The following is an 18,280-nucleotide window of genomic DNA, read 5'->3' as shown; positions in this document are numbered from 1 at the left end:
GGTTTTTTTTTCTGGTTGCTATAGTTGTGCCAGCGCCGTCTGCCCCGACGCTATGGGCTCCCCCCGCGGGGCGGGGGGGCGGGGCCCCGGGGGGGGGGGGGGCGCCCCCCCCCCCCCCCCCCCCACACCTCCACATCCTGCGCCGGGTCGTCCGGCGTCGCCGAAGGGGGTTCGCCCGATGCGCCTTCCCGGTCTCGACGTGCCGAGGGAGAGCAGGCTGCTGGTGTTCGTCGGGCTGGTCGACGCGATCGGCACCGGGCTCTACATCGCGGGTTTCGCCGTCTACTTCACGCTCAGCGCCGGGCTGTCGGCCACCGAGGTCGGGCTCGGCCTCACCATCGCGAACGCGTGCGGGCTCGTGACGCTGACCCCGCTCGGCATGCTGGCCGACCGCATCGGCCCCCGCGCCGCCTCGATCCTGCTGCACTACTGGCGCGGGATCGGGTTCGTCGCGTTCGCGTTCGTCGGCGACTTCGTGTCGTTCCTGGTCGTGGCCTGTTTCGTGGGCATCCCGACCAGGGCCATCGACCCGGTCAGCCAGATGTACGTGGACCGGCACATCGGCAAGGACCTGCGCATGCGGGTGATGTCGGTGATGCGTGTGGTCTACAACATCGGCTTCTCCGTAGGCGGACTGCTCACCACGGTGATCCTCGTGGTCGGCACCCGGCCCGCGTTCCTTGTGATCGTGCTCGGCAACGGGGCCACGTTTCTGCTCGCCGGGTTCCTGCTGGCCAGGGTGCCGCTGCTGGCCGACGACCCGCCGGACCGGCGGACGGCGCGCGGCTGGCCGCGGTCGCTGCGGCAGGGCAGGTACCTGGTCGTCACCGGCCTCAACGCGGTGCTGGTGCTGAACACGACCGTCCTGACGCTCGGCATCCCGCTGTGGGTGACCACGCGCACCGACGCGCCACCCGCCGTCGTCGCGCCGCTGATGGTGCTGAACACGGTGCTCGTCGTGCTCCTGCAGGTGCGGCTGAGCAAGGGCACCGACACCCGCGAGGGCGGGGTCCGCGCGCTGCGGTGGTCGGCCATGGCGTTCGCGGCCTGCATGGTCGTCCTCGCGCTGTCGGCACCGCTGGCCCCGGCCGGCGCGGTGGTCGCCGTCGTCGTCGCGACCGTGCTGCTGACGTTCGGCGAGCTGTGGCACTTCGCGGGCAGGCTGTCGGTCTCCTACGCGCTGGCGCCCCGGGAACGGCAGGGCGAGTACCTGTCGGTGTTCTGGCTCGGCTCGGCCGCCGCGCTCATGGTCGGCCCCGTACTCATCACCGCCGGGGTCGTGGAACAGGGCGTGACCGGCTGGCTGGTACTGGCCGCCGTATTCGCCGCGGTCGGGCTGTTCATCGGGCCCGCGGTCGCCGCCGCCGCACGGCAACTGGACGGGACCGACAAGGAGGTGACGTCCCATGCGGCGTGACGACCTGCCCCTCGGCACGCTCGTCGAGCGGCGGCTCGTGCCGTTCGCGGGCGAGGGGTCGGGCGAGGGCGAGCTGGCGTTCGGGCAGATCGGTCTGTGGCAGGCGCTGGCGACGGGCGTGTCACGGACGGTCGCCCACGTGGCGCGTCCCGCACCCGGCACGACCGTCGACGAGGTCGCCGACATGCTCGGCTTCATGGTCGGCAGGCACCAGGCGCTGCGCACCACGTTCGTGCTGCGCGGGGACGGCAGGCGGCCACGGCAGCGGGTCGCCACGAGTGGCGACCTCCCGCTGCTGGTCGTGTCCCCCGGCGAGCACGACCCGGCCGAGGTCGCCGAGGCGCTCTCGGCGCACTGGCAGACCGAGCTGTTCGACTACGAGACCGAGTGGCCGGTGCGGATGGCCGCGGTCGTCGCGGACGGCGACATGGACGGCGACATGGACGGCGCTGCGGTGACCCACCTGGTGACCGTCATCCTGCACACGTCGATCGACGCGTTCGGATTCAGCGTCCTGGCCGCCGACATCGGTGCGCGCGACCCCGTGACGGGCGCGCCCGCCGGGCCCGTCACCGCGCTCGCGCCCCTCGCGCAGGCCGCCAGGGAGGCGACACCCGCGGGCAGACGGCAGAACCAGCGGTCGCTCGACTACCTGGAGCGGGTGCTGCGCACCGCCCCCGCACACCTGTTCGGTCCGCCGCGCCACGACGGTGAGCCGCGGTTCGACATCCTGCGCTACCGGTCGCCCGCCATGAGCCTGGCCGCGCGCGCCGTCGCCGCACGGGAACGCATGGACGACTCGCCCGCGCTGCTCGCCGCGTTCCTCGTGGGCGTCGCACGCGTCACCGGCGCGACGTCACCGGTGACGATCATGACGGTGAGCAACCGGTTCCGGCCCGGCTACGCCGAGTCGGTGAGCGCGCTGATCAAGGTCGTCCCGTTCGTGCTCGACGTCGCGGACCTCACCGTCGGCGAGGTGGTGCGGCGGTCCGCCGCCCGGTCGATGAGCGCGTACCTCAACGCGTACTACGACCCCGACGACCAGGACGAGGTGGTCGAGCGGGTGCAGCGCGAGCGCGGCGTGGTGTTCGACCTGGCCTGCTACTACAACGACCACCGCCAGCGGGACCGCGTCCACGCGGGCGCCGAGCCGCCCTCGGCGGACGACATCCGTGCCGCGCTCGCGGACAGCGAGCTGACCTGGCCGAACGAGGTGTCGGTCCCGAGGACGAAGCTGTACCTGGACATCGACGACCAGTCCGGTGCGGTCGAGCTGACGCTGTCCGCGGACGCGCGGTACCTCTCCCGCGCGGACATGACGGCGCTCGCGCAGGCCATCGAGGAAGCTGCCGTGCAGGCGGCGCTCGACCAGGGACGTGCCGCGGTCGAGCGGCTGCTGGTGCCGTTCGCGGGCGAGGGCTCCGGCGAGGGCGAACTGGCGTTCGGGCAGCTCGGTCTGTGGCAGTCCATCGTGGAGTCCGGCAGTTCGAAGACCGTCGCGTATGTCGCCGACGCCGCCCCCGGCACGACCGTCGCGGCGGTCGCCGACATGCTCGGCTTCATCGTGTCGCGGCACCAGGCGCTGCGCACCACGCTGCTCCTCCGCGGTGAGGGCCGGCCACCCCGGCAGCGGGTCGCGGCGCGCGGCGAGATCCCGTTGCGGGTGGTGGCCGCCGGGGAGGACGGCCCGGTGGCGGTGGCCGAGGCGCTCTCGGAGCGGTGGCAGACCGTTCCGTTCGCGTACGAGACCGAGTGGCCGGTGCGGATGGCGGCGGTCGTCGCGGGCGGCGCCGTCACGCACGTGGTCACCGTCATCCTGCACACCGCCATTGACGCGTTCGGGTTGAGCGCGCTCGTCGCCGACATCGGCGCACGAGACCCGCTGACCGGTGCCCCCGCGGGCCCCGTCACCGCCCTGCCGCCGCTCGCGCAGGCCGCCAGGGAGGCGTCCCCGGCGGGCCGCAGGCAGAACGACCGGTCGCTGCGGTACCTGGAACGCGTCCTGCGCACCGCGCCCGCGCGCCTGTTCGGGCCACCGCGCCACGACGGCGAACCGCGGTTCGAGGTGGTCCGTTACCGGTCGCGAGCCATCGCCATGGCGCTGCACGCGGTCGCCGCACGCGAACGGTGCGACGACTCACCGGCGTTGCTCACCGCGTTCCTCGTCGGCGTCGGCCGCGTCACCGGCGTCAACCCGCTCGCGACGATCCTGTTGGTGAGCAACCGGTTCCGGCCGGGACTGGCCGACTCGGTCAGCTCACTGCTCAAGGTCACCCCGTTCGTGGCCGACGTCGCGGACCGCACGGTCGGCGACACCGTCCGGCTCGTCGCGTCCAGGTCGCTCAGCGCCTTCATGAACGCCTACTACGACGCGTACGAGCAGGAGGAACGCATCCGGCGGATCGAGCGCGAACGTGGCGAGGAACTGGACCTGTCCTGCTCGTTCAACGACCGGCGGCAGGGGGACCGCGTGCACGCCGGCGTGCCAGCCCCGGGCGACGACGAGATCCGTGCCGCGCTCGCGGGCAGCGAGTTCTCGTGGAAACAGGACGCGAGCATCCCCAAGGCGAAGCTGTACCTCAGCATCGACGACCCGCCCGGCGCGGTCGAACTGGTGCTGTCGGCGGACCGGCGGTACTTCAGCCGCGCGGAGATGACCGCGTTGGCCCTGGCGATCGAGGAGGTGGCCGTGCAGGCGGCGATCGAACCGGGCACCCCGACCGGTGTCGGCAGTGCGGTGGCGGCGGAGGCGGCCCGATGACCTCGGCAGTGGACACGGCGGTCGGGCTGTACCGGACGGTCCGGCTGATCCGGCGGTTCGAGGAGCGGGCGATCGAGCTGGTGCGCTCCGGGGACATCGTCGGCGGCATCCACCCGTACCTCGGGCAGGAAGCCGTCGCCGCGGGCGTCTGCGCCGCGCTCGGGGCCGACGACCTCGTCACCGGCACCCACCGCGGCCACGGCCACGTGCTGGCCAAGGGCGCGGACCCGGCCCGGATGATGGCCGAGCTGACCGGCCGCGTCACCGGGCTCAACAAGGGCCGCGGCGGGTCCATGCACGCGGCGGACTTCGGTGTCGGGATCCTCGGCGCCAACGCGATCGTGGGTGCCGCCGGTGCCATCGCGGCCGGCGCGGCGTGGGCACGGCAGCGGCTCGGCACCCCGGCCGTGGCCGCCACGTTCTTCGGTGACGGCGCGGTGAACGAGGGCATGCTGCTGGAGGCGTTCAACCTGGCCGCGCTGTGGCGGGTGCCGGTGGTGTTCGTGTGCGAGAACAACGGCTACGCCACCACCATGCGCGTCGAGGAGGCGGTGGCGGGCAGCATCATCGGGCGGGCCGAGGCGTTCGGCATCCCGGCGTCCGTCGTGGACGGACAGGACGCGGAGGCGGTGCTGTCCGCCACGTCGGCGGCGGTGGCGCGGGCACAGGCCGGTGAGGGGCCGTCGTTCCTCGAGTGCCGCACGCAGCGCTTCGACGCCCACCACACGTTCGAGCACAAGGTGCGGCTGCGGTACCGCACCGACGAGGAGCTCGCGGCCATCCGGTCCCGCGACCCCGTCGACATCCAGGGCGCACGGCTCGACGACCCCGTCCGCGCACGCGTGGACGAGGAGGTGGAGTCGGTGCTCGCGGCCGCGGTCGCGTTCGCGCTGGAGAGCCCGTTCCCCGACCCGGTCACCGCGCTGGACCACCTGTACGCGAGCGGGTTGACCCCGCGGCCCGGGAGTGATGTCTGATGCCGTGGCTGTCCTACCAGAAGGCGCTCAACCGGGCACTCGCCGACGCGATGGCCGCCGACGACACGGTGTTCGTGCTCGGCGAGGACGTGCGGGTCGCGGCGTCGAACGTGACCACGGGCCTGGTGAAGCGGTTCGGGCCCGACCGGGTGCTCGACACGCCGCTGTCCGAACAGGGGTTCACGAGCTTCGCCACCGGCGCCGCGCTCGCCGGGATGCGGCCGGTGATCGAGTTCCAGATCCCGGCGCTGCTGTTCCTGTCGTTCGAGCAGATCACCAACCACGCGCACAAGTTCTCGCTGATGACCGGCGGGCAGTGCCACGTGCCGGTGACCTACGTCGTGCCGGGGTCGGGGTCGCGCACCGGGTGGGCCGGGCAGCACTCCGACCACCCGTACAGCCTGTTCGCGCACGTCGGCGTGAAGACGGTCGTGCCTGCCACGCCCACCGACGCGTACGGGCTGCTGCGGTCGGCCGTCCAGGACCAGGACCCGGTCGTGGTGTTCGCGCCGTCGGCCGCGCTCGGGGTCCGCGAGGACGTGGACTTCGCGACGCTCGCACCCGTGCCGCTCGGGGTCGGCCGGGTGTGCCGCGCGGGCTCGGACGTCACGGTGGTGGCCGTCGGGCAGCACGTGCACGACGCGCTCGCGGTGGCCGACGACCTCGCGGGCAGCGTGTCGGTCGAGGTGTTCGATCCCAGGACGCTCTACCCGTTCGACTGGGACGGCCTGACCGCGTCCGTGCGCAGGACGGGGCGGCTCGTGGTGATCGACGACTCGAACCGGACGTGCGGGATCGCGGGCGAGGTGATCGCGACGATGTCGGAGCGGGTGCGGCTCGCCGCGGCGCCGGTGCGGGTGACCCGGCCGGACGGCGCGGTGCTGCCGTTCTCCCTCGAACTGGACCGGGCGACCCAGCCCAGCAGGGCGCAGCTGGCGGCCGCCGTCAACCTCACGGTGAAGGAAAGGTAGTCATGGCAGTGGTTTCGGGGGCGTGGGAACGGCTGGACTCCGATGTTCGATCCGCCATGATCGAACGTGGTCGGGCGAACTGGACCGGTATCTACGAGGGTGTCGCCACGAAGAACAAGCGATGGCGGCCGTTGCGTCCGCCGGTGATGACGCGTGCGTCGTATTCGTCTTTGACGTCCTTGACCGCTCGGCTTGCCGGACTGGTGCTCGACGCGTGCCGGCGACGGGCGTCGACGGTGGGGGAGTTGCGGGAGCGGCTCGGGGTGCCTGCCGGGTTGATCGAGTTCCTCGACGAGTCGGCGCCGTTGACCGACGACCTGGTCGTGGCTGTCCGACCGGACGTGCTGATGTCCGACGGGGTGCCGAAATTCGTCGAGTGCAACGTGGACAGTGCGTTGGGGGGTGCCTTCGACTCGGACGGGATCGCTCGGCGGTTCCTGGCCGCTTACTCGGACGTGCCGGTGTCGTTGTCGGTGCCTGATTCCGCTGTGGACGCGCGGTTTCACGCCATGCGGGACCAGTTGGGGCTGGGTTCCGGTGCCACTTCGGTGATCTTGTTCCACATGGGGAGTGACTATCCGGACACCCAGGACGGGCATACGTTGATCAAGCTGCTGGAGCCCGTGCGGGATCGGGGGCGGGCCGCTGGGCTTGACGTGGTCGTGTACCCGTTGGAGTGGTTGACGTTCTCCGATGGTCGGTTGTGGGCTGGGGAGACCGCGCTTGACTCGGTGATGCGGATGTTCATTCCACAGGACGTGCCGCATGGTGCCGGGTACGACGCTCTGGTGGCCGCGCTTCGTGTCGGGGCTACTCGGATGTTCACTCCTTCGGCTACGTGGTTGCTGGCCAACAAGGCCACGTTCGCCTGGTTGTGGGAGGACGTCGAGCTGTTGCCGGCTTCGGATGCCGATCTCGTGCGTGCCCATGTGCCGTACACGCGGTTGGTGACCGGGGTTGACGTCGGGCCGCGAGCGGGTCTGGTGTTGAAGCCGACGGGGACGTATGGCGGGTCCGGGGTTGTGGTGGGGCGGGAGGTGTCCGACTCGTCGTGGGAGTCCGCCTTGCGTTCGGCGGTTGGCTCGGGTGGGCATGTCGTGCAGGAGTTCGTGCCGGTGGATCGGTTGGACATGTCGTTCGTCGAGGTGGCTACCGGGTCGGTTCGGTCTGCTTCCGTGCCTTACTGTGTGGCGCCGTATCTGTTCGGAGGGCGGGCGGCTGGGGCCTATCTGCGGTTCGCTGTGCCTGATGCGGCTTCCGGGTCGATTGTGAATCTCGGGCAGGGGGCGTTGACCAGTGGGTTGCTGTTGACTGACGGGTGAGGTTTCCCTCCGGGGATCCCCGCCGGACGGGCTTGGCCTCGGACATGCGCCGGGCTGGTTCAGTTGCCCCTCGCGTGCTGGCGCGTCTTCTCCAGGTGGGTGCCCAGTGTGCGTACCGCTTCCGCCAGGGCTATCGCGTCGCTGCGGGCGTTGCCGTGGCGGCCGTCGCTGCTGTACAGGTTCGGGTCCGTCGCGGCTGGGTGGGCGGTGAGGTTCACGTGCAGGGTGCCCAGTTCCTCGGCGATCGCCTTCGTGCGTTCCGAGAGGGTCTGCATTCGCTTGCGCAGGCCGGGGCGGAGCCAGTCCGCGATCTCTGTGGACGGGGAGTACGAGACGTTGTACAACCCCACCGTGATCACCTCCGCGCCCGACTCCTGCAGTGCCACCACCATGGTGCGGAGCTCGTCGGCCACCGGGTCCGGGCGGTACGTCGCCGGGAACGCGTCGTTGCCGCCGCACACGACCAGGGCAAGGTCGGGGTGGAACGCCAGTGCCGGGACCAGTTGGCGTTCCCGGATCTCTCTGGTGCGGAGGCCTCGGTGACCGAGGTTCAGGTACTCGAAACCGGGTGCGGTCGCGCGCAGTTCGGCGGCTATGCGGTCGGCCAGCTGTACCTCGCTGTAGCCGGGTACCGGCTCGGCGAGGCCTTCGGCGACACTGTCGCCGAGCACGGCGAACCGGCGCCACGGGTGGCCGGCGAGCAGGCGGGCGCTTTCCCCTTCGCGCAGGCAGTAGGGGTCTTGCGACTCAGCGGAGGTGCACATGTCAACTCACGAGGATACAGATCGGGGCCCTTCGCGGGCCGGGAAGAATACGGTGACTGCCATGGACTTGCGGGATCTGCGGGAACCCGACCGGCGCGTGCTCGCGGTCACCACGGGCATCGTCGAGCAGGTGCGGGACGACCAGCTCGACCTGCCGACCCCGTGTGACGGCTGGACAGTGGCCGACCTGCTGCGCCACATGGTCGGCAACAACAACGGGTTCGCCGCCGCCGCGCTCGGTGAGCCACCGGCCGCGGAGGTCTGGGACGGTGTGCACGTCACCGACCCGGTGGGGGAGTTCGCCGCTTCCGCCGCTCGGGTGGACGACGCGTTCGCCGCCGTGGAGCCGTTGGCCGGGACGTTCGCCGTGCTCGGGTACGGGGACGTGCCCGCCGGTCAGGCCGTCGGCATGCACTTCATCGACTACCTCACCCACGGCTGGGACGTCGCCGTGTCGATCGGGGCCGACCCGCGGCTCGACGAGGAAGCGTGTGCCGCGGTGCTGCGGATCGGGTCCGGGTGGCCGTTGGACTCGCCGAAGATCTGGGGACCCGGCACCGCGTTCGGGTACCGGGTCGAGGTGCCCGACGACGCACCCGTCGCCGACCGCATGCTCGGGTTCCTCGGCCGCTCCCCGCGGTGGCCGAAATGACACCTGATCACCCGGCCCCGCCGACGCGGGCGGGTGGCGGCGTCGCCGCGCCCGCGCTCCGGCGCCACGACCACACCCACGGCGCCGCGGTGGCGAGCAGGCACAGCACGCCCGCCACGAGGATCGCCGGGTCGATGCCCAGCCCGGTGACCGCGAGACCGCCGAGCACACCGCCGATCGGGATGCCGGTGAACGTGATCGCCGTGCACACGCCGAACGCCCGTGTCTGCAGCTCCGGCGGCACCCGTTCGTACAGCATCGCCCCGATCACCGGGTTGACCGCGGCCATCGCGAGACCCGACAGGAACATCACCGCACACACCACGACGACCTCGTGGGTGAGGCCCAGCACCAGCAGCCTGGGGGCGCCCGCGAGCAGCGCGCCGAACATGAACGTCTGGTACATCGGCAGCTTCGGCGAGATCGCGGTGAACACCACGCTGCCGAGCACGGCACCGGCCGCGAACGTGCCGAGCACCAGACCGAGCGCTTCCGGTGTGTGCAGCACCTGGTCCACCCACAGCGGGACGAACACCGCGATCCCGGCCTGGTTGAACATGTTGAGCGCGAGCAACATCACGATCATGCTGGGCAGCAGGTCGTCCCGCCACAGCACCCGGAACCCGCCGCGCAACGCGACGAAGTACCGTTCCGGGGCCTGCTGGGGGAACGCGTCCTCGGGCAGCCGCACCAGCACCGCGACCACGAGCGCGCACAACGCGAACGACACGGCGTCCACCCAGATCGCGCCGAGCGGGCCCACCCACGCGATGAGCAGGCCGCCCGCCGCGCTGCCCAGCAACATGGCGGTGCGCGAGAAGCCCTCGTAGGCCGCGGTCACCCGGATGACCTGGATCCCCGCCTCCTCGGCGAGCGGACGCAGCATCACGTGCTTGACCCGGTCCCCGAGACCCCTGGTGGCACCGGCGACCGCCACCAGCACGAGCAGCCACCCGAACCCGAGCTGCGGCGCCGCGGCGATGCCCGCCATGGCGAGCGCGCTGCCCGCGTCGGTGACGATCGTGGTGCGGCGGACGCCGAAGCGGTCCGCGAGCGGTGCGGCGAGCACGCCGGACAGCACGTACGGCAGCATCTCCGCGCCCGCGACCAGCCCCATCTTCGTCGCGCTGCCGGTCGTGACCAGCACCAGCCACGGGATCGCCAGCATCGACACCCTGCTGCCGAGCACCGACACCACGTCGGCGGCGAACAGCGCGACGAACCTCCCCCTCGCGGTCATGGAGCTAGCCACCGATCTCCACAGGCGGGTGCTCGGTGGCGTAGCGGGTGCGCAGTGCCTTCTTGTCGATCTTGTTGGCCCTGGTGAGGGGCAGCCTGTCGACGAACTCGACGGCACGTGGCTGCCACATGTCGTTCAGCTCCGCGCCCACCAAAGCGGCCAGCTCGTCGCCGGTGACCGTCGCACCGTCGACCGGCACCACGTACGCGTGCACGACCTCGCCGACCACCGGGTCCGGCACGCCGATCACCGCGGCCACCCGGACCTGCGGGTGCGCGGCCAGCACGTCCTCGATCGGTCGCGAGTAGATGTTCCACGACCTGCGGTGCGTGATGATCATGTCGGTGGTGCGGTCGACGATGTAGACGAAGCCGTCCTCGTCGAGGTGGCCGACGTCGCGGGTGCGCACCCAGCCGTCGACGAGCGTCTCCGCGGTCAGCTCGGGGTCGCCCCAGTAGCCGGCGAAGTTCAGCCTGCTGGCGATCCAGATCTCGCCGTCGACCCCCGTCGGGACCGGGTTGCCGTCCTCGTCGCGGATCTCCAGGCGCACGTCGCCGTACGGGGTGCCCGCCGACCGGATCCGCTGCGGGTGCTCGGGATCCTCGGTCAACCCCGGCAACGCGGTCGTCACCACCGACTCCGACAGTCCGTACACGATGCGGATCACCGGACCCCACAGGCCGATCGCCTGCCGCAAGCGTGACGGGGCGGCCGGGCCCGCACCGATGTTGAACATGAACATGTGGCTCATGTCCGTGGTCGCGGCGGCCGGGTGGTCGAGCACCTCGTAGAGCATCGGCGGGGACATGAACGTCGAGTTGACCTTCTCGCGGGCCACGGTCGCGAGGAACCGCTCGGGCGTCCACGCGTCCTCGAGGAACAGCACGCCGCCGGTGAACAGGTTGACGAACGCGGTGATCTGGCCGCTGACCAGCCACATCGGCGAGCTGGACAGGTGCCGCAGCAGTGGCGCGCCCGCGGCGGTGAACTGTCCTTCCGCGATCGCGAGCACCTGCTGGAAGAACGTGTGCGGCAGGTGCACGAGCTTCGGCGCGCCGGTGGTGCCGCTGGTCTGGAACACGGCCTCGGGCTCGACGTCCTGGTTCGCGAGGTCGCCCGGCTCGGCGTCCTCCTGTGCCGCCAACAGGTCCGGGCCCGCGCCGCCGGGGCCGAGGCAGAACACCGGCACGTCGAGCGACGCGCCGATCTCGGCGCCGAACTCGCCCTGCGTGCGCGGGTCGTAGACGAACGCGTCGGCGTCACAGCGCTGTACGTAGTCGAGGATCTCGCGACGCGCGGTGACCGGCGCGACCCAGAACGAACGACACCCGAGCAGGTGGACCGCGAGCTGCAGAACCGGACCTTCGAGCGGATTCGCGACCATTATCAGAACGTTCGCGCCCGGTGCGACGCCGAATGCCCGCAACCCGGCAGCCATTCGGAGCACAAGGGTGCGTAAATCGGTATACGAAAGGCGTCGACCGTCCTGGACGACGGCCTCCCGGTCGCCGTAATCGGCGAACAGTTCCAACGCGCGCGTCACATACGGTTGCGTCCGTTCGGCCGCGATATCCATACCCACTCCGCTCGTCCATTCGGCGAAATCACGCGCGGTGACGGGCCCCCGCGATTCGGAGTGGAGAGTACCCGCCGCGCCGGGGTGGAGCCAGGGTGATTTGCCCTTGTGGGCGGCGCTTCGCGGCCGCGTCGTAGCTCCCGGCTATCGGTGAATCGCGCTCGGTTCCCGCGTAGTGCGGATGGGTTTGAATGATTGGTCTGGTCATACGAGTACATTGGTGCCGATCGCGCGGGAGGATTGACCGCGAATCGCGGCGGCGGCTACGTTCCGGGCCCATCACACGCGACGGCCTTCGCACCGGCCGTGCTCAGGCTTTTCCTGGAGGTTCCACCGAATGAAACACCCGAAGAAATGGCGGTCGCTGATCGCCACGGGGGCGTTGACCGCGGTCGTGTCGACCGTGCTCGTCGCCAACGCGGGCGAGGCGGCCGAGGCGCGGGAGGCCCGGCACGGCTCGGACAAGGACTGGGTCGGCAGCTGGGCTGCCGCCGTCACCAGGGGCAACCTGAGTGGATCCACCTTCGTGGGCCTGAACAACCAGAGCGTGCGGATGATCGTCCACGGCTCGGTCGGCGGCTCGAAGGTCCGCATCCGACTGTCCAACCTGCACGGCGAGAAGTCGGTCACGGTCGGCCGTGCCACCGTGGCGAAGCCGAACACCGCGACTCCCGAGCTGTCGGACATCGACCCGGCGACGACGAAGGAGCTGACCTTCGGCGGGGCGTCGTCCTTTGTCATGCAGAAGGGCGCCGAGCTGCTCAGCGACCCCGTCGACCTGCGTGTCGGCAACGACCAGGACCTGGTCGTGAGCGTCTTCTTCCCGACCTCCACCGGCCTGACCACGTTCCACTCGACCACCCGGCAGAACAACTTCGTCGGCCCCGGTGACCTGGTGAGCGACCCGGGCGGCGCGGGCTACACGACCACGCGCACCTGCTGCTGGTTCTTCCTGGCCGGCGTCGACGTGCTCCGCGAGGACGCGGCCGGGTCGGTCATCGTGTTCAGCGACTCGCTCGCCGACGGCCACGGCACCACGTTCAACGGCAACATGCGCTGGCCCGACCAGCTCTTCGACCGCCTGCAGCGCAGGGTCGACCGCGACGACCTGCCCGGCGTCCTGAACATCAGCCGTGGCGGCGCACGCCTGAACCACGAGGCCATCGAGCCGGGCGACGGCGGGTTCCCCGGGTTCCCCGAGCTCGGTGACAACGCGTTCTCCCGGCTGAACGAGGACGTGTTCTCCGAGACCGGCGCGCACGCGGTCATCGTGAGCCTCGGCGTCAACGACATCTGGATGAACAACGACTCGGCCGACGCGATCATCGCCTCGCTGCGTCAGCTCAACCAGCAGATCCAGTCGCGCGGCTACACGACGATCTTCGCCACCATCGGCCCGTTCAACGGCCTCAACGGCGGCACCGCGCTCGTGTGGACGCCGGAGAAGGAGGCCACGCGCCAGGCGGTCAACGACTACCTGCGCGACCACCGCGGCGAGTTCGGCGCGGTCGTGGACTTCGACGAGATCGTCCGCGACTCGGCCGACCCGACGAAGCTCAAGGCGGAGTACGACCCGGGTGACCACATCCACCCGAACGACCGGGGCTCCAAGGCGCTGGCGGACGCGATTCCGTTGCACCTGATCGTGCGCTGACTCACAGGGTCCCGGTGGCATTCGTGCCACCGGGACCGCTCACGTTCGTAGAAGAAGGGACGACAAGGGAACGTGGAAGCCGACGCCATCGTGGCGGACCTGTACACACCGCAGGCCCGGCACGACCCGAACCCGTGGTACGCCAAGCTGCACGAGCTGGGCCCCGCCTCGCCGCTGGACCCCGCCACGAGTGTGTACTCGGTGGTGGCGAACGGGTTCGACGCCGTCGCCGACGTGCTGCGCGGGCCACGGTTCCTCAAGGGCATCGGCCCGAAGGACAAGCTGCACCACCCGGTGCTCGCCACGCTGTCCCGTTCCATGATGTTCAGTCTCGAACCCGACCACGGCCGGATGCGTGGCCTGTTCAACAAGGTCTTCACCCCGCGTCGCATCGCTGGGCTGGAGAACGACCTGATCGGCGCGATCGACGGGCTGCTCGACCGCATGGCCGAGCTGGGCGCGGGCGGCGAGCCGGTCGACTTCATCGCCGAGTTCGGTTACCAGTTCCCCACGAAGGTGATCGGGCTGCTGCTGCACCTGCCCGAGTCCGACCTCGGGTGGTTCCGCGAGCGGGCCGAACGCATCGACCGGTACCTCGACCTGGGCGGGAAGACCGACGACAAGCTCTCCTCGGCGGACGACGCGGTGAACGAGCTGACCGAGTACTACCTGAAGCTGATCGACGACCGTCGCCGCGACCCCGGGGACGACATCATCAGCCACCTCGTCGGCCTCATCGACTCCGGCTCGGACAGGATCACCGACATCGAGCTGGTCGCGAACCTCGTGGTGCTGCTGAACGCCAGCTTCGTGACCACCATGAACCTGCTCGGCAACGGGCTCCTCCCGCTGCTCGCGCGGCCGGACCTGGTGGACCGCGTGCGTGCCGACGCCGACTTCGCGTCGCGCTGCGTGGAGGAGATCCTGCGCTACGACAGCCCGGTGCAGCTGCTGTCGCGCATCGCGGGGGAGGACACCGGGCTGGCCGGGGTGCCGATCGCCGAGGGCGCCGACGTGCTGGTGCTGATCGGCGCGGCCAACCGCGATCCGCGCAAGCACGCCGACCCCGGCACGTTCGACCCCGACCGCGCCGACCTCGGGCACCAGAGCTTCGGCGGCGGTGCGTACTTCTGCCTCGGCGCCGCACTGTCCAGACTGGAGGGACGGCTCGCGTTCCCCAGGCTGTTCCAACGGTTTCCGGACCTCGCGGTGGCGGGCGAACCGACCCGCGGCGACGGGTTCCTGCTGCGCGGGTACAGCGTCATCCCGGTGACCACCGGAGGTCACGGTGCCGCTTGACCCGCGATTCGCCGCGATGCGCGACGAGCGCGTGCGCCGCGGCGCGACACCGCTGTACGAGATGACCCTCGACGAGGCCCGCGCGGCCGACCTCGCCGACATCCGTGCCGCCGCCGGTGCGGGTGAGCCCGTGCACGAGGTGACCGACCGGACGTTCCCCGGCCCGGACGACGACCGGCCGGTGCGGATCTACCGGCCGTCCGCCGACCGTCCACTGGGGACGCTCGTGTACTTCTTCGGCGGTGGCTGGACCCTGGGCGGCATCGACACCTCAGACGGGGTGTGCCGGGCGCTGGCCAACGCGGCCGGGTGCCTGGTCGTCACACCCGGCTACCGGCTCGCACCCGAACACCCCTTCCCCGCGGCGGTGAACGACTGCGTGGCCGCGGTGTCCTGGGTCGTCGACCACGCCGACGAGCTCGGCGCAGACCCCGGCCGCATCGCGGTCGGCGGCGACAGCGCGGGCGGCAACCTCGCGGCGGTGGTGTCGCTGCTCGCCAGGGAGCGGGCGCTGCCGATCGCGGCGCAGATCCTCGTGTACCCGAACACGTGCCACCACGCGGACACGGAGTCGTTGCGGGACAACCACGACCGGTACCTGTTCAACCGCCATTCCGTGGACTGGTACTGGCACAACTACCTTCCCGACCCGGCGGACGGCCGCGACCCGAGGGTGTCGCCGCTGCTCGCTCACGACCTGTCCGGGCTGCCGCCCGCGCTGGTGATCACCGCCGAGTACGACCCGCTGCGCGACGAGGGCGAGGAGTACGCCGAGCGGATGCGGCAGGCCGGTGTGCCGGTCGACCTGACCCGCTACGACGGGATGGCGCACGGGTTCTTCACGATGTCCGGTGTGCTGCCCGACGCACGCCGTGCCGTCGTGCAGGCGGCCGAGTACCTGAGGAAGACCGTGTCCGATGGCGCGTGAGGAACCGCTGACCGTCGCCGACGTCGCGCGACTCGCCGAGGCACGGTTGACGAAGGAGCTGTGGGACTACGTCGAGGGCGGCAGCGGCGCGGAGATCACACTCGCCGCGAACCGCGCCGCGCTCGACGCGGTCTCCGTGCTGCCGAGGGTGCTGACCGGCGCCGGCACGGTCGACCCGTCGACCCGCCTCGTCGGCACCGACGCCGCGCTGCCGCTCGCGGTGGCGCCGATGGCCTACCAGCGGCTGCTGCACCCCGACGGTGAGCAGGCCGCCGCCGAGGCCGCGGCGGCGGCCGGGGTGCCGTTCGTCGTGAGCACGCTGTCCAGCGTGTCGGTGGAGGAGATCGCGAAGACCGGCGCCACCACCTGGTTCCAGCTGTACTGGTTGCGGTCCCGTGACTTCGTCGCCTCGCTCGTCGCCCGCGCCGAGGAGGCGGGCTGCGCGGCGCTGGTGGTGACGGTCGACGTGCCGATCATGGGCAGGCGGCTGCGGGACCTCCGCAACTCCTTCGCGCTGCCCGGGGACGTGGTCGCCGCGCACCTCGACGAGGGCGTCGTCGGCCGCGCGCACGACCAGGTGGCGGGGGAGTCCGCGATCGCCGCGCACACGGCGGCCGCGTTCGTACCCGGTCTCACGTGGACGGACGTGTCCTGGCTGCGGGAGCGCACGTCACTCCCGTTGGTGCTGAAGGGAGTTCTCGACCCGAGAGACGCCGAGCTGGCCGTCGAGTCCGGTGTGGACGCGGTGGTCGTCTCCAACCACGGGGGCCGTCAGCTCGACGGCGCGACCCCCAGCATCACCGCGCTGCCCGCGATCGCCGAGGTGCTCGCCGGCCGCGCGGGCGTGCTGCTGGACAGCGGGGTCCGCAGTGGTACCGACATCCTCCGCGCGCTCGCGTGCGGGGCGGACGGCGTGCTGGTCGGCAGGCCCGTGCTGTACGGGCTGGCGGCCGACGGCGCCCGCGGTGCCGGTGGTGTCCTTTCCCTGCTGGCCGAGGAGTTCCGCGCCGCCATGACCTTGGCCGGGTGCGCCGACACCGGCGCGGTGCGGGCGCTGTCCACCGTTCGAACTGCGAGGGCCTGATGAGTGTCGCCGACCTGCCGGGTCAGCTGTCCGAGGAGCCGCCGGTGGCGCTGGCGTCCGTGACCGACCTGCCGACGCCGCCGCCCGCACGGACGGACCTGAACACCGCGGACCTGCACCCCTCGCTCGAGGACCCGGCGCTGAACTCGATGAACTTCCTCAACGAGGTCGCGAACCACTACCCGGACGCGGTGTCGTTCGCGGCGGGCCGCCCGTTCGAGGAGTTCTGGGAGGTCGACGAGCTGCCCCGGTACCTCGCCCGGTTCGGTGACCACCTGCGCCAGGAGCGCGGGTACACCGAGGAGCAGGTCCGCAGGACGCTGTTCCAGTACGGCCGTACCAAGGGCATCGTGCACGACCTCGTGGCGAGGAGCCTGGAGCTGGACGAGGGCGTCGTGGCCGACCCGGAGTCCATTGTGGTCACCGTGGGCTGTCAGGAAGCCATGGTGCTGGTGCTGCGGGCGTTGCGGTCCGGGCCGCGGGACGTGGTGCTCGCCGTCTCGCCGACGTACGTGGGGCTGACCGGCGCCGCGCGGCTGGTGGACATGCCGGTGCTGCCGGTGGCGAGCGGCGAGGCCGGTGTCGACCTCGACGACCTGCTGGCCACCGTGCAGCGGGCCCGCGCGGCGGGGTCGCGGCCGCGTGCGTGTTACGTGATGCCGGACTTCGCGAACCCGTCCGGGGTGAGCATGTCGGCGAAGACCCGCGAGGCGCTGCTCTCGTTGGCCCGCGAGGAGGACTTTCTCCTGTTGGAGGACAACCCGTACGGGTTGTTCCACGGGGACGGCGACCGGGTACCGACGTTGAAGGCACTGGACACGCAACGTCGGGTGGTGTATTTGGGGTCGTTCGCGAAGACGGTCCTGCCGGGCGCCCGGGTCGGGTATGTGGTCGCCGACCAGACGGTCACCGGTGCGGACGGGTCCGTGCGGTTGCTCGCGGACGAGCTGTCGAAGATCAAGAGCATGCTGACCGTCAACACGCCCGCCCTCGCCCAGGCCGTCGTCGGCGGGAAGCTGCTGGAGCACGGGTGCAGTCTGGTGCGGGCCAACCGGCGGGAGCGGGAGATCTACGCCGCCAACCGGGCGCGGGTGGTCGACGGGCTCGCCGCTCGCTTCGGTGCTGGGGGCCCGGTGCGGTGGAACGTGCCCGCCGGTGGGTTCTTCGTGGTGGTGACCGTGCCGTTCGTCGTGGACGACGCGTTGCTGACGCGGTCGGCGCGTGACTACGGGGTGTTGTGGACCCCCATGCACCACTTCTACGACTCGGGGGAGGGGCGTGACGGGGTGCGCGCCCTGCGGTTGTCGTGCAGCGTGGTGACGCCGGAACAGATCGAGGACGGTCTTGATCGGCTGGCCCGGTTCGTCGAGGACGAGCTGGCCCGGCGCCGGTGACGCCCGGCCGCCGGTGAGCGGTGGGCCTACGCCTGCCGGTTCGCTCGCGCTGCGGGGGCGTGTCCGACCTTCGCACGACCCGGTCCACCGGCGGTTTCCCCGATTGTTCGGCGGCTAGGAAAAGGCTTTCCCCGGGAGCGGTGACTGCGCCGATCGGGCGTTGTTCATGAGGAAAGCCCTTGCCTAGCGGTTCGCGGCGTATCACACTGGGCGGCACGCGCCACACGTCGATCACACCCCC

The 18,280-nt window shown here is 71.2% G+C and carries 14 protein-coding genes; 11 read left to right on the top strand and 3 right to left on the bottom strand.

The genetic code is table 11. From position 1 onward, the window contains the following. Window positions 1–178 precede the first annotated feature (178 nt). From ACIBVP_RS07525 to ACIBVP_RS07505, 5 genes are read left to right on the top strand one after another with little or no spacing between them, the layout of a single operon-like run. The gene (locus ACIBVP_RS07525) at window positions 179–1,417 is read left to right on the top strand and encodes an MFS transporter (protein ID WP_396105179.1); all 1,239 of its coding nucleotides are present in this window, start codon (window positions 179–181) and stop codon (window positions 1,415–1,417) included. Beyond that, window positions 1,407–4,178, top strand: a complete 2,772-nt coding sequence (locus tag ACIBVP_RS07520) for a condensation domain-containing protein (RefSeq protein ID WP_396105178.1) — start codon at window positions 1,407–1,409, stop codon at window positions 4,176–4,178. The genes ACIBVP_RS07525 and ACIBVP_RS07520 overlap by 11 nt, the downstream gene beginning before the upstream one ends. Next, entirely contained in the window at window positions 4,175–5,155 is a 981-nt protein-coding gene (locus ACIBVP_RS07515; RefSeq protein WP_396105177.1) for a thiamine pyrophosphate-dependent dehydrogenase E1 component subunit alpha, read from the top strand. Before ACIBVP_RS07520 ends, ACIBVP_RS07515 begins: the two co-directional genes overlap by 4 nt. After that, on the top strand, window positions 5,155–6,126 hold the full coding sequence (locus ACIBVP_RS07510; RefSeq protein ID WP_396105175.1) for an alpha-ketoacid dehydrogenase subunit beta: 972 nt from the start codon (window positions 5,155–5,157) through the stop codon (window positions 6,124–6,126). The genes ACIBVP_RS07515 and ACIBVP_RS07510 overlap by 1 nt, the downstream gene beginning before the upstream one ends. Window positions 6,127–6,128: 2 nt before the next feature. Continuing rightward, on the top strand, window positions 6,129–7,448 hold the full coding sequence (locus ACIBVP_RS07505; RefSeq protein ID WP_396105174.1) for a hypothetical protein: 1,320 nt from the start codon (window positions 6,129–6,131) through the stop codon (window positions 7,446–7,448). Window positions 7,449–7,507: 59 nt separating this feature from the next. Here the strand turns inward: ACIBVP_RS07505 and ACIBVP_RS07500 are convergent, their stop codons facing one another. After that, entirely contained in the window at window positions 7,508–8,212 is a 705-nt protein-coding gene (locus tag ACIBVP_RS07500) for an SGNH/GDSL hydrolase family protein (protein ID WP_396105173.1), read from the bottom strand. Between the two features lie 61 nt (window positions 8,213–8,273). Here ACIBVP_RS07500 and ACIBVP_RS07495 point away from each other — a divergent pair, with 61 nt between their 5' ends. Beyond that, window positions 8,274–8,864, top strand: a complete 591-nt coding sequence (locus ACIBVP_RS07495) for a TIGR03086 family metal-binding protein (RefSeq protein ID WP_396105172.1) — start codon at window positions 8,274–8,276, stop codon at window positions 8,862–8,864. A 7-nt stretch (window positions 8,865–8,871) separates the two neighbouring features. Here the strand turns inward: ACIBVP_RS07495 and ACIBVP_RS07490 are convergent, their stop codons facing one another. Continuing rightward, window positions 8,872–10,104, bottom strand: a complete 1,233-nt coding sequence (locus tag ACIBVP_RS07490) for an MFS transporter (protein WP_396105171.1) — start codon at window positions 10,102–10,104, stop codon at window positions 8,872–8,874. Between the two features lie 4 nt (window positions 10,105–10,108). After that, a complete protein-coding gene (locus tag ACIBVP_RS07485; protein ID WP_396105170.1) occupies window positions 10,109–11,680 on the bottom strand; it encodes a class I adenylate-forming enzyme family protein in 1,572 nt (523 codons plus the stop codon). 337 nt (window positions 11,681–12,017) lie between these two features. Here ACIBVP_RS07485 and ACIBVP_RS07480 point away from each other — a divergent pair, with 337 nt between their 5' ends. From ACIBVP_RS07480 to ACIBVP_RS07460, 5 genes are all read left to right on the top strand, one after another. Beyond that, a complete protein-coding gene (locus ACIBVP_RS07480) occupies window positions 12,018–13,334 on the top strand; it encodes a GDSL-type esterase/lipase family protein (RefSeq protein ID WP_396105169.1) in 1,317 nt (438 codons plus the stop codon). A 72-nt stretch (window positions 13,335–13,406) separates the two neighbouring features. Beyond that, entirely contained in the window at window positions 13,407–14,633 is a 1,227-nt protein-coding gene (locus ACIBVP_RS07475; protein ID WP_396105168.1) for a cytochrome P450, read from the top strand. After that, complete coding sequence (locus ACIBVP_RS07470; protein ID WP_396105167.1) at window positions 14,623–15,561, top strand: alpha/beta hydrolase; 939 nt, start codon at window positions 14,623–14,625, stop codon at window positions 15,559–15,561. Before ACIBVP_RS07475 ends, ACIBVP_RS07470 begins: the two co-directional genes overlap by 11 nt. After that, window positions 15,551–16,645 carry an alpha-hydroxy acid oxidase gene (locus tag ACIBVP_RS07465; protein WP_396105166.1) on the top strand — a complete coding sequence of 365 codons (1,095 nt, stop codon included), beginning with the start codon at window positions 15,551–15,553 and terminating at the stop codon, window positions 16,643–16,645. The genes ACIBVP_RS07470 and ACIBVP_RS07465 overlap by 11 nt, the downstream gene beginning before the upstream one ends. Continuing rightward, window positions 16,645–18,039, top strand: coding sequence for a PLP-dependent aminotransferase family protein (locus ACIBVP_RS07460; protein WP_396105165.1), 1,395 nt, complete (start codon window positions 16,645–16,647; stop codon window positions 18,037–18,039). Before ACIBVP_RS07465 ends, ACIBVP_RS07460 begins: the two co-directional genes overlap by 1 nt. The last annotated feature ends 241 nt before the right edge of the window (window positions 18,040–18,280 follow it).

It is taken from the genome of Actinophytocola sp. NPDC049390 (genome assembly GCF_044466355.1).
Lineage (GTDB): Bacteria > Actinomycetota > Actinomycetes > Mycobacteriales > Pseudonocardiaceae > Actinophytocola.
Note: the sequence above shows the minus strand (reverse complement) of the source record. Positions and strands in the feature narration are given on the sequence as shown.

Coding starts and splice junctions, on each gene's coding strand:
- ACIBVP_RS07525 (WP_396105179.1), top strand. CDS start 179: ATGCGCCTTCCCGGTCTCGACGTGCCGAGGGAGAGCAGGCTGCTGGTG.
- ACIBVP_RS07520 (WP_396105178.1), top strand. CDS start 1,407: ATGCGGCGTGACGACCTGCCCCTCGGCACGCTCGTCGAGCGGCGGCTC.
- ACIBVP_RS07515 (WP_396105177.1), top strand. CDS start 4,175: ATGACCTCGGCAGTGGACACGGCGGTCGGGCTGTACCGGACGGTCCGG.
- ACIBVP_RS07510 (WP_396105175.1), top strand. CDS start 5,155: ATGCCGTGGCTGTCCTACCAGAAGGCGCTCAACCGGGCACTCGCCGAC.
- ACIBVP_RS07505 (WP_396105174.1), top strand. CDS start 6,129: ATGGCAGTGGTTTCGGGGGCGTGGGAACGGCTGGACTCCGATGTTCGA.
- ACIBVP_RS07500 (WP_396105173.1), bottom strand. CDS start 8,212: ATGTGCACCTCCGCTGAGTCGCAAGACCCCTACTGCCTGCGCGAAGGG.
- ACIBVP_RS07495 (WP_396105172.1), top strand. CDS start 8,274: ATGGACTTGCGGGATCTGCGGGAACCCGACCGGCGCGTGCTCGCGGTC.
- ACIBVP_RS07490 (WP_396105171.1), bottom strand. CDS start 10,104: ATGACCGCGAGGGGGAGGTTCGTCGCGCTGTTCGCCGCCGACGTGGTG.
- ACIBVP_RS07485 (WP_396105170.1), bottom strand. CDS start 11,680: ATGGATATCGCGGCCGAACGGACGCAACCGTATGTGACGCGCGCGTTG.
- ACIBVP_RS07480 (WP_396105169.1), top strand. CDS start 12,018: ATGAAACACCCGAAGAAATGGCGGTCGCTGATCGCCACGGGGGCGTTG.
- ACIBVP_RS07465 (WP_396105166.1), top strand. CDS start 15,551: ATGGCGCGTGAGGAACCGCTGACCGTCGCCGACGTCGCGCGACTCGCC.
- ACIBVP_RS07460 (WP_396105165.1), top strand. CDS start 16,645: ATGAGTGTCGCCGACCTGCCGGGTCAGCTGTCCGAGGAGCCGCCGGTG.